General features: G+C 35.0%; 11 protein-coding genes. 1 reads left to right on the top strand and 10 read right to left on the bottom strand.

The window, feature by feature from the left end; genetic code table 11:
• Window positions 1-4 precede the first annotated feature (4 nt).
• The 3 genes from BTM29_RS06810 to yjbM are packed head-to-tail and all read right to left on the bottom strand — an operon-like array spanning window position 5 to window position 2359.
• Window positions 5-907 (bottom strand): RluA family pseudouridine synthase, encoded by a 903-nt coding sequence (locus BTM29_RS06810; RefSeq protein WP_076615153.1) that lies wholly within the window; start codon window positions 905-907, stop codon window positions 5-7.
• Window positions 894-1706 (bottom strand): NAD kinase, encoded by an 813-nt coding sequence (locus BTM29_RS06805; RefSeq protein WP_076615150.1) that lies wholly within the window; start codon window positions 1704-1706, stop codon window positions 894-896. Before BTM29_RS06805 ends, BTM29_RS06810 begins: the two co-directional genes overlap by 14 nt.
• Window positions 1703-2359 (bottom strand): GTP diphosphokinase, encoded by a 657-nt coding sequence (gene yjbM, locus BTM29_RS06800; RefSeq protein ID WP_076615146.1) that lies wholly within the window; start codon window positions 2357-2359, stop codon window positions 1703-1705. The genes BTM29_RS06805 and yjbM overlap by 4 nt, the downstream gene beginning before the upstream one ends.
• Window positions 2360-2519: 160 nt before the next feature.
• On the opposite strand from yjbM, the gene BTM29_RS06795 reads away from it, so the two are divergent.
• Window positions 2520-3170: a DsbA family protein gene (locus BTM29_RS06795; RefSeq protein WP_076615142.1), complete on the top strand. Its 651-nt coding sequence runs from the start codon at window positions 2520-2522 to the stop codon at window positions 3168-3170.
• Between the two features lies 1 nt (window position 3171).
• Here the strand turns inward: BTM29_RS06795 and BTM29_RS06790 are convergent, their stop codons facing one another.
• The 7 genes from BTM29_RS06790 to spxA all read right to left on the bottom strand — a co-directional run bounded on the left by BTM29_RS06790 (window position 3172) and on the right by spxA (window position 11410).
• The gene (locus tag BTM29_RS06790) at window positions 3172-4038 is read right to left on the bottom strand and encodes a competence protein CoiA family protein (RefSeq protein ID WP_076615138.1); all 867 of its coding nucleotides are present in this window, start codon (window positions 4036-4038) and stop codon (window positions 3172-3174) included.
• A gap of 261 nt (window positions 4039-4299) precedes the next feature.
• Window positions 4300-5076, bottom strand: a complete 777-nt coding sequence (locus BTM29_RS06785; RefSeq protein WP_076615135.1) for an SDR family NAD(P)-dependent oxidoreductase — start codon at window positions 5074-5076, stop codon at window positions 4300-4302.
• 36 nt (window positions 5077-5112) lie between these two features.
• Entirely contained in the window at window positions 5113-5586 is a 474-nt protein-coding gene (locus BTM29_RS06780) for an S-ribosylhomocysteine lyase (RefSeq protein ID WP_076615132.1), read from the bottom strand.
• Between the two features lie 21 nt (window positions 5587-5607).
• Window positions 5608-6459, bottom strand: coding sequence for a MetQ/NlpA family ABC transporter substrate-binding protein (locus BTM29_RS06775; protein ID WP_076615129.1), 852 nt, complete (start codon window positions 6457-6459; stop codon window positions 5608-5610).
• Window positions 6460-6997: 538 nt separating this feature from the next.
• Window positions 6998-7675, bottom strand: coding sequence for an adaptor protein MecA (locus BTM29_RS06770; RefSeq protein ID WP_076615124.1), 678 nt, complete (start codon window positions 7673-7675; stop codon window positions 6998-7000).
• 105 nt (window positions 7676-7780) lie between these two features.
• Entirely contained in the window at window positions 7781-10741 is a 2961-nt protein-coding gene (locus tag BTM29_RS06765; protein WP_076615121.1) for an L-type lectin family protein, read from the bottom strand.
• Window positions 10742-11011: 270 nt separating this feature from the next.
• Entirely contained in the window at window positions 11012-11410 is a 399-nt protein-coding gene (spxA, locus tag BTM29_RS06760; protein WP_076615117.1) for a transcriptional regulator SpxA, read from the bottom strand.
• Window positions 11411-11591 lie beyond the last annotated feature (181 nt).

Here is an 11591-nt window from a genome sequence, read left to right as displayed (position 1 = left end):
TTCATCACCCCTCTAAGGCACTCCTTAACAATACCATATCTTGAGGAATTGGTGCCTTTAAATTCAGTAACTCATGCGTTACTGGATGGACGATCTTTAATTCATAACAATGTAGTGCTTGACGACTTATTCTTGAGTCTTTCCTATGACTATACATCTCATCCCCAATAATTGGATGTCCCATAGCTGATAGATGCACCCGTATCTGGTGTGTTCTACCTGTTAATAACTTCAATTTTAATAAACTAGCCGTTTTATAATTTGCAATTGTTTTATATTCCGTTTTAGACGCCTTACCATTTTGATCAATATTTCGTAAATAAAAGGCATCCGGATCGATTCCTATCGGTAGATCGATCAAGCCCAAACTAGGTGTCATTTGCCCATAAATAAGTGCTAAATAATATTTTTGGAAATCTTGTGAATGAAGTATTTGGTCCAACAATGAATGCGTAAACGAGTTCTTCGCAAAAACCATTAAACCAGAAGTATCACGATCCAGTCTTGTCACCAAGTGGATGGTACTATTCTCATGATTCTCTTCTAAATAATACTTAACGATATTAGACATCGTTCTACTTGTTCTTGCTCTGGTAGGTAAACTAGCCAACCCTGGCGGTTTATTCACAACTAATAAATAATCATCTTCATAAATCACGTCCAATTTGCCCTGCATTGGTTCAATGATATCTGCTGGTATCTCTTCACTTAAGACAACTAATAAACTGTCACCTGTTTTCATTCTAAAGTCCAAATGACGTTTCTTGTGGTTTACAAAGATCTGTCCACCTTTATTTTTCAGATTACGAAGCTGACTTGAAGAGAAATTCTGATGGCTTAGAAATTTACGGATTATTTTTTTATCCGTACTATTTATTGTGAACTTTAAAAATCTATTGTTCGCCATCTTGACCTAGGAAGGCAGTCTCGACTCTAGTCCAGAAATGACGATGACGGTATTGGGCAAACTGTGCTCTTTGAGAATTCAATTTGATTGATATTTTCTTAACATTCTTCAATTTAGTCGATATTCCATCACAAGTAATAACATAATCATCAGCACGATGTGGATAAAGATCGACTTGTTGATTATGTGGAATAATAATCGGTGATGAAATAGTTCTATATACTCGATTATTTATAGAAGCAATTTCAACCATTTGATACACACTAATCTTGGGATGTATCAAAGCACCACCAATCGCCTTTGAATAGGCAGTTGATCCAGTTGGTGTGGAAAAACAAAGTCCATCTCCACGAAAGTTCTCAAAGAATTCACCATCCAAATTAACTCTTGTCTTCATTGTTAAAGCAGACAATCGTCTAACGACAGTTTCATTGATCGCAATTCCATGGAAACTTTCACCTTCTTCGCGATCAACTTTAATATCCAAAAGAGGATAGCTGGTTGACGGGATATTTTCCTGACATTTGACAATACAATCAACTAATTCATCGATCTCTTGATCAGTCCAATCAGAATAAAAACCTAAGTGTCCAGTATGAAGCGCTAGAAATTTCACCGTATCCAAATGCGCTGCATAGGCGTGAAATGTGCTTAACAAAGTACCATCCCCACCGACACTAATCACTAGTGCTGGATTACGACGACTTTGTTCCATACCACTATCTACCAATGCTTGTCTTAACTTATCTGAGGCAGCTACTGACTGCTCTTTATTGTTATTATTCACCCAAAATTTCATTTGTCATTATGCTCCGTCGTATTATTTGTATCACGTTTGCGATCAGTAAAGTACTTTTGTGCATCCTGAATTTCTTCTCTGATTTTTGACATCTCTTCATCCAACATGAATGAAGCCTCAGCCGCACGTTTCAGACGTTCATTTATTTCCTCTGGGAAATCCCCTTTGTACTTATAATTAAGCGAATGCTCAATTGTCGACCAAAAGTTCATTGCCAAAGTCCTAATTTGAATCTCTGCTAGAATATTTTTTTGACCTTTAGCTGTTTGAATTGGATATTCAATAACAACATGATACGACCTATATCCACTCGACTTACTATTAGCAATATAATCACGTTCCTCAATCACACGCATGTCTTCTCTGATATGCAATAATCTAGCGACATCATAGATATCTTCAACAAATTGGCATTGAATTCTAATTCCCGCGATATCTTGCATATCTTGTTCTAGTAAACCTTCAGATATATAGCGACGTTGCATTTTTTCTTTAATACTATCAATTGTTTTAACACGACCAGTAACAAATTCAATTGGTGAGTGTTCGTTCTTTTCTAAGAACTCCTTACGAAGGTCTCTGAATTTTATCTTTAACTCATCCACTGCCTGTGAATAAGGTATCAAAAATTCGTTCCATTTGATTTCTGCCATGATTGCCTCCAATTACTTCCCTACTAAGGATATCTTAATTCCAATTAAGTTTCACTAAAATGTGCAAAACACAAGAATATTAACTTCCAGAGTTTATAATTTTACCTTTTATATCATTGCTGTTAGAATAACTATGCTAGAGAGATGGAGGAAATCAAAAATGTGGGAAGTTTTCATATATATTAATCCCGTATGTTCATATTGTCTAAAAGTCGAACAGTCAATTATTGACTTCACAAGGAAACATGAAATTGAAACACAATATCATTTTGTTACCAATTACAACATGGAAACAATTAATGAGTATATTCAATTACAAGGTTACAAATTATGTGATTTAGATCAACGTTCAAAAGCCACACAAGAAGTAGAAGAAGCAGCTCGCCTCTACAAAGCAGCATCATGCCAAGGAAACAAAAAAGCTCGTAATTTCTTGATGAATCTTCAAGAACAAATCAACGTGCTTAATAATCCTTTCAGTGATGAAACAATCAAAACAGCTATTGTTAACAGTGGTTTGGACTATAAATCCATAATGAGTGAAAAAAATAGTGCCTGTGTAGACTTGGGGATTAAACGGGACAAACAGCTTTCAAAGGAAATGCATATTGAAAAAGCTCCAACGATCGTTATTTTCGATAATGATAATCCAGAAAAGCCTGGTCTTATGATCAACGACTTTGGTAGTAAGGTATCTGAAGAGATTATCAATCAAAATCTAACAGCGATGTTAGAATCAACAATGCCAGAAACAAAGCCAACATATATTAACAACAACACAGTAATAAGTCTCGATCAATTCAGAAGATAATTTAATTATCTTCTTTTTTTGTGCACAAAAACGGTTGTTTCAAATATTGTTCGCACTCACCACAAGAAATCCTCCACTGGTGGTTTTGATAAATAGGCTTCATAACTCCAAACCTTTTACCCTTCAAAAAATTCTCAACAGTTTCGTTATTCTGATTATAATAATCAGCTTTAAATCGGTTGATTCCTTTACCCGTTAACTTTCTGATCTTTCGCAACTGGTAATGGTCTATTTCTATTCCTTCTACTGGAGATAATTTAGGTTTAAATTCCAATAACTCCAAAATATCCTCTATCAAAAATATTTTTCTTTTATACTGAACTTTATTAAATGGGCCAAAGAATCTTATTCCATAGAACAGACTAATCTGGTCATGTTCTGAATCCAACATCAATAAATAGAAACCCCAATTCAAATTATACGATATAAATTTCATATGTACTCTATATAATTTATTTGATAAATATTCTCCACCTAATATCCAAATATTCGTAATACCCAATGCATGATAGCTTTCAACACGATTCATTAATTTATCAATATTAATCTTTGCACACTGATATTCTATAACTATTCTTTGATCAATCATAATATCAGGTCTTTGCTTTATTGTTTTTAAGTAATGCTCCAAAGTTATATCTTTATATCCAATGATTTTTAAAGCATCAACAATTAATTTCTTACCTTTTTTGTGAATACTTCTTTCATTTTCTTCATTATTACAAGCATTTTCATGTCGGAAAAAAGAGTTATTATCATTTCGAATCAACTTTACAGGTCGATTGCAATTTGCACAGAAATATTGGTCCTCAAAGTTACTTTCAATAGCATTGACTAACTTCTTGTTTTGATTAAAAGCTGCATACATATTTATTCACCTCTAATGACAAATTACGTATTTTGAGAATGGTTGATTTTAAACGCGTAACTAATCGCAATTTCTTCCGTCTAACATTTATGCTTTTTTAGTGCTCCTGCTTGCCTTTTTTGCTTCTCAAACTTGCGGTCTTAAACGCGTAACAAAACGCAATTTCTTCCGTCTAACAAAAATAGTTTCGGTATTCACTTTCGTGAATGCCGAAACTATTTGCGTTAGTACTCGGAAATTGGGCGCGTTTTGTTACGCTCTCTAATTCATTGTCATTCCGCCAGTAACATTAACTCCCTGCCCAGTCATATAATCTGACAAATGGCTAGATAGGAACAACACTACGTTAGCGACGTCTTGTGGTTTTGCTGTTCTTCCTAATGGAACTTGGCTATTATCTTCTTTTTCTATGTCATCAGATGTCAATCCTCGAATAACTGCACCGTCATTTCTTTCACGATGTTTCATAGGAGTTTCAACTATACCGGGACAAACGGCGTTAACGTTGATCTGATTATGAGCAACTTCGATTGCTAAGGTCTTTGTCAATCCTAATACGGCATGTTTTGATGCCACATAGGCAGACATTGCACGGTAACCATTTTTACCTGCTTGGGAAGCTATTAGAACAACTTTACCTGGTCGATTCAGCTTGACCATTTCTTTGACGATATACTTTGTTATCAAGTATGTTCCACGTGTATTGACTGCGATTGTTTTGTCAAAGTCACTTGTCTTACTCTCAATCAAATAATTCATTGTTGAAATCCCTGCCACATTGATGGCTACATTAGGAATCAAATTATTGGCGATAAGTTGAGCTGTAAGATTTTTGACGCTGTCTTCATCACTGACATCCAAGTGGATCTTGTATAACTGGTCTGACTTCTTCTCTAACTTACTTTCATGAATTGCCAAATCAGCACATATAACAATGGAGTTTTCATTCAAAAAGGTATCTACAACGGATTCCCCGATTCCTTGATTTCCCCCAGTAACTAATACCACTTTACTATCTAATTCTTCAAACAATCCCATTGTAATAGCTCCTTTTAAAATAATTATCCAATCAAACTAGATAACGTGTCTTTCATATGGATCATTGCTGATTCCTTCTTCAAGAATCTTCTTTGACCATTCCTTAGCTGAAAATAGTGAATGATCACGATAGTTACCACAACTGTACTTGTCTGTTCCTTGGACATCTTTCCATTCTACTTTGTTGGCAATATCATCAAGTGCACCCTTCAGTGCTTCTGCGACCTCAGTAGTTGAGTGTTCTCCCCAAGTGATCAAGTGGAAACCAGTACGACAACCAAATGGTGAACAATCAATGACTCCGTCCAAACGATCTCTCAATAATCCTGCCAATAGATGTTCAATAGTATGTAATCCAGCAGTTGGAATAGCGTTCTCGTTTGGTTGAACTAGACGTAGATCAAAGTTTGAAATAGCGTCTCCTTTTTCTCCATGTTCTTCTGTGATCAATCTAACGTATGGTGCCTTAACCTTTGTGTGATCCAATGTGAAACTTTCAACTTTTGCCATAATTTAATATCTCCTAAAATTTTATTTCAAATATGATAATGGTTTATTTACTTCTATCTTTGTTCCATAGTACTTCTTATTAATATATTTTTGAATTTTCTTATTGTGATATAGCTTAACGAGCTTTTTGTATTGTGCGTTATTCTTGTTCTTCTTTGCTGTGGCCAAAATATTGACGTTATCTTTAGTACTTTGATCAACACTTTCGTGATATATCGAATCTGTAAGAACATGCAGACCGCCATCTAATGCAACAGTGTTAGAGATCAATACAACATCCACATCATTCAAGACACGTGGGCCGGTGGTATCGTCAATCTCCTTAAACTTCAAATTCTTAGGATTGCTCTTGATATCCTTGGTATTGCTCAAAGCATCAAATCCCTTATCAAGAGTTATCAATCCTGCCTTTTGTAATAACAACAGGTCTCTTGATGTATTAGCTGGATTATTAGCGATTGCTATAGTTGTTCCATCAGGTATGTCACTAATTTTTTTGTACTTCTTAGAATAAATACCTAATGGTTCAAGATAAGTTGTTCCCAATGCTGCTAACTTTCCATTTGGATTTTGTTTATTATAGGCTTGATAATAAGACCAAGATTGAAAGGCGTTAACATCAACCTCACCTTCGGTTGTTGCTTTGTTCAATTGAGCGCCATCAGTAATCTCTTTAACTTTGATCTTCAATCCAGCTGATTTGGCCTGTGAACTTTTGGCGATATGTTGCCAAATCTCTAAGTCGGACCCTTGCGAACCAACTGTGATAGTTTTATTTGTATTGGCTGATGCACTCTTTCCACAACCTGCCAAAATAAATATTGATAATGTTAGTAATATTGTTCCAATAATTTTGTGCCACTTTTTTCTCATTTTTATATCCCCCTCAAATTAAAAGCTTTCTAACCTGAGTACCACATGGGTGGTTTTAAAATTAATAATTCTCTCATATATACGCCTCCTCAAGATTATAATTCTTATACAAAAAAATCGTCCCTACATACACAGACTTACTCTGTAATGTAGGGACGATTACCGTGGTACCACCCTAATTCGTATTTTGATTACCCAAAATACCTCAACGACACTAACATGTCCGGGATGATATCGCATCCTTGCGTACCTTTGGCTTCCACCTAGGTAAGACTCCAAGCTCATCTTCAATCAACTTTTGCTCCGTCTTTTCACCATCTAACGGTCACTATTCAAACTACTCGTTAATCTACTCTTCTCTTCAACGTCTAATAAGATTAAATAATCTTTAATCATTTGATTGTGATTAATTTACTCTTTTATTTATTACTTGTCAAATTTTTTTCTATATAAAACAAAAAAAGCGATATTTACTTACGTAAATACCGATTTTCTTGGCTTACACACGAAAGGAAAACGTGTACCGCCACACTCTCATTTAGTTTTTAAAGTAATATCTAGTTAATTCCAAAGCTGTCTTACTCATAACCTTCTTACCATATTCAGACAATACAGCAGCAGTAACCTTTGTCTTGAAGCTATATTCACTTAACATAGCTAAAACATCGTTGTAGGTCATATCATGCATCTCATCTGTAAACAGAATCAATTGTAAGTAGTATATACCTTGATATTCCCAAAGATTAGAAACTCCACTCTCTAAGTGCAATAAATCAGCAAGTTGAACGTAATCCTCAAAGTTCTTAAATTCAACAATAATTGCCTTCGTAGGTGTGTCAGGGTCATTCAAGTATGGTGCAGTATCCTCATCGTACTCATCGTTACCTAACTTTGCATTATCAAATTCAAATGAATTATCTTCAGTATCGTTTGAATCTTGCAACGTATTTAATGGCAATGAACCAGCATCATCAGCCTCATCATTCTTGCTAATAAGTAACTCTAGTCCTTGTTTGTTAGGCATAATTTGAAAAGTCACTGGTTCATTATTCGTGAAAACATGATCTTTATCAACTTCATCCAAAATACTATAGAAGAATGTCTCAATCTGTTTTTTATTTCCCAACAAATCCAAAACAGTAACTCCGCGATCTTGCAAATCCTGCGTACTAAGAATGACTCTGATTGTATTATCATTAAGTCGATCCATTTCCATCATAGTCACCTCAATTCTGTATCTACATTTTAACAGTCTCAAAATGTTTGTAAAGTAAATAAACCTTAGTTTGTTCAAACAAAATTAGTGACCTATATGTAATGATTATTCAACAGGACCTTGCGTAATATTCCAAGTAATTGTTCCATTGTATTTACCGGCAGATGGATTAGGTAAAACATTCAATAAAATCCCAGTATCCGCTGACCAATCACCTGCAACATTCACATCTTCAGAATCTTGATCATCATTTGAATCTAGAAGGATCGGTTGATCCATCATAGATTGACTTACACCATCTTTATTTGTAAATATCAAATTGGCACCTAGTTTTGTAGTTTCATTATTAACAGTCTTCGTAAACTCTGAAGAATTGGCCGTCAAGTCCCAAGATGACTTAACACTGTGAACCATTATATTCCAGCCACCACTTCTCTTGACTACCCTATCTGCCTCACTTGTATTAATAGTGTTAAATGACAAAGTAGGATCTGGATTAACACTGACAGTTCTATCTATCACCTTTACATTATATGTTACGGTATTGGACTGACGTCCATATGGATCAGTTACATATGCAGTAACCACATATGGTGTATCACTGACAGTGTTTAGACCTACATCTGACAAGTTGAAGGTTTGGGTGAAGTCAGAACTAGTTACATCTTCATGACTACTTTGAATATCTGATGATCCTTTATCTGCACCAGCAACTGACATATGCCAGGTCAAATCTGAATCATTGAATTTATACGTACCATCATATGTAACACTACCTGGTAAATTCGTCTTTCCATCCGACTGTAATGCCGTAATATCTGTGTTATCGGTACTAAGAACTGGAGCAGTTTTTGGAACATTTATATTATAAGTCAATGGATTATCTTCAGAAGTGTGCAATGCCGAATCAGTCAAATATACCGATACAGTATTATCTCCTGTATTAAGATCTGATGGATCGATATTTAAACTAAATGTACCATTAGCATTATTTATTTTCTCAGTCTTTGTAGTTCCACCATTGATTGTATAACTTACAGTAACAGCAGGATCCTCTAACGCCATACCATTATTGTGCTTATAAGTACCGGATAGTTTTATTGGGGAGTTATCCGTTGCAGTTATATCTGTTTGGTCCGCTGTAGCAATCAGACCGACTTCTTTCACATCGACCGTATAAGTAAGTGTATTCGAACTCGTATAATCATTACTCTTATCAACCGCAAAGACTTCAATAGTATGTTTCCCTTTTCCGAGTTGCATATTGCTTAAATCATTAGTACTTCCTGTAGTGTAAGGTAATGTAAATTCACCATTTGTACCACCACTCATCGCAACGTTTGTAGGAGTTTCACCATCTACACTAACCATAAAAATAATATTTTCATTATTCACTTTATCTGTTGTATTGTATTTCATTGTACCGTCAAGATTTACTTCGTCTCCACTTCCAATATAAGCTGTTTTATCAAGACTATCAGAAGCCAGCGTTAATGTTTTTGTCGTTGTTGGATTAGCAATTGTAAAGTTTGGTGACATAGTGTCACCTTTGTAGTAATCACTGGTAAACTTAGCATGCTCACTGGCTACATCATGCGTTGATGTACCGTAGTCATTAGCCTTACCATTCAATTGGACTGTAAGACCTGTTATCCCGTCTTCACCTCCAATTGACTTAAGCGAAGTAAGATTCAAGGTGCCATCACTAATTGCACTCTTCGGAATATCCACAGAATTATCAATTCCATCCGCATTAGTATAGTTGACATTACCAACATTACCATTTGAGTCAGCTGTATAGTCTATCGCTTCGGTATCCGGAAGAGTAATCGTTGCATTTGCATTATCAAGACTCTTGCTACCTGACAAGTAAGATAATTTATAGTTAAATTGTAGTTTATCACCAGCATGAACAGTCCCGCCAGAGGCTATCTCACGATTAGCTTGAGTTACATCGTTGATTGACGAAGTAGTTTCAGCGTTAACTAGTGAAGGCATAGTTTCAAAAATAACCATGTTAGTGTTTTGAACATCACCCGTAGAACCAGTGAACCCATAGCGTAGTTTATTACTTGTACCTAGGTTAAATTTGGATAAATCAATTGTAACGTGGTCGGTTTCTTCGTCATAGCCCAATTCATGTCCGGCGGTTCCATCAATTTTTTTATCATTAAAGTAATAATCTATATAAGGACTTGCACCATCAATTGAAGGGGTATATTCAAGTGTCAAATGATGCCAACGACCCTTACCTGACATGCTTGATGATTCGGCTAATGCAACATTATTGTGTGGTTTTAACGTCCCCTCTTGAGTATGTTTCATACTGTAAACACCTGAAGAAACTTTTGCATATGCATCTGCAAAGCCGGGATAATCTGCAGCTATATGTTGACCATTCGTTAGTTTACCTCCAGATTGGTCAGTTCCAGAATCAAATGCAGTTCCTTTAGATGAACCTTTATTACTATATGTATCAAACTCTAACGCCCAACTACTCTGTATAGCATGCTTTGCTACAGCACCGGTAGAAGTATCACCAGTACCTATATCATTTCCCCAAACGCCCATAGTTTCCCCTGCGGTTGGATTATTTTTAGAATCAGTTGCAATAGCACTAGCTCCCCTAATATCATTTTGTAAAACAAAAGCCATTCCATCCGCTGCATCACCATTATTATCAGGTTGACCAAAGAATAACCACATGGATAATGTTTGTGGCTTGGTTACATCTAAATAATTACCACTATCCAGGTTACCCCAAGCAGAACCAACTTCGTTTTTTGCGTCAGCATTTGTAACCTTTACAGCATCAGTATTGGGATATAGTGCGTTGGGACCGGTAATTATTTTAGAACTATTTGCTGTAGTTGCACCTGAAGTGTTTGCATTATAATTACTTGGAATACTAAAGAATCCATCCAAAGGCAATCCCTCGGGTGCCATACTAATAACTGTATCTACAGAATCCGCCTTAACAGTAGAAACCTTAAATAAACCAGTGATCATTAAAATTGCGATTAATGTAACATAAGTGAAAATTCTTGTTTTTTTATAATTATTCAACTAATTATCCTCCCCGAAAAGTTAGTTAATTACACGAAATGTATCATATCTATAAGGACATGATACATTATATTTGCATTAATTTGTTATCAATAAAATTAATAAATATTTTTTTAAAATGAAAATTATCATCTACATTTTGTAAACTTAGCATAATGCTTGACATTATCATCTGTAATAACGCGAAAAATCCATTTTTTGCATAAAAAAAAGCTCCAAGTGAAGAAATTAATCTTCACTTGAAACTAATAATAGACCATTGGTTATATTTTATAAGCCAGCCATAAGCTGTGCTTTTTGTAACTCCATAGTTCTGACACTTCTTGGTAAGAATCTTCTAATTTCGTCTTCGTTGAAACCAACTTGGAGACGTTTGTCATCCATAATAATAGGACGTTTTAGTAATCCAGGATTCTCTTGAACTAATGTTAACAATTGATCAATTGTTAAATCATCAAGATCAACCTTTAAATTTTGGAATGCTTTGGAACGTGTAGAAATGATTTCTTCAGTTCCGTTTTCTGTCATTTGAAGTACCTGTTGAATTTCTTGTTTGTTTAAAGGTTCTGAATAGATGTTTCTTTCTTTGTAAGGAATGTCATGTTCTTCAAGCCAAGCCTTAGCTTTACGGCATGAAGTGCAACTTGGAGATGTATAAATAGTTACCATATATAATCTCTCCTTTTCTTATGTATTATTAAATACTATTTGAGCACAAGATTATTTTACATTAAAACAAAAATAAAATCTACACTTTTTGCAATAAAAGTTACGAATATCTGTTCTACAAAACGTACATTGTGAAAAATAATACCTAGGTTAACAATGTTTGTGTAGCAAATTCACAACA

It is taken from the genome of Companilactobacillus allii (assembly GCF_001971585.1).
In the GTDB taxonomy this organism is placed as follows: Bacteria; Bacillota; Bacilli; order Lactobacillales; family Lactobacillaceae; genus Companilactobacillus; species Companilactobacillus allii.
Note: the sequence above shows the minus strand (reverse complement) of the source record. Positions and strands in the feature narration are given on the sequence as shown.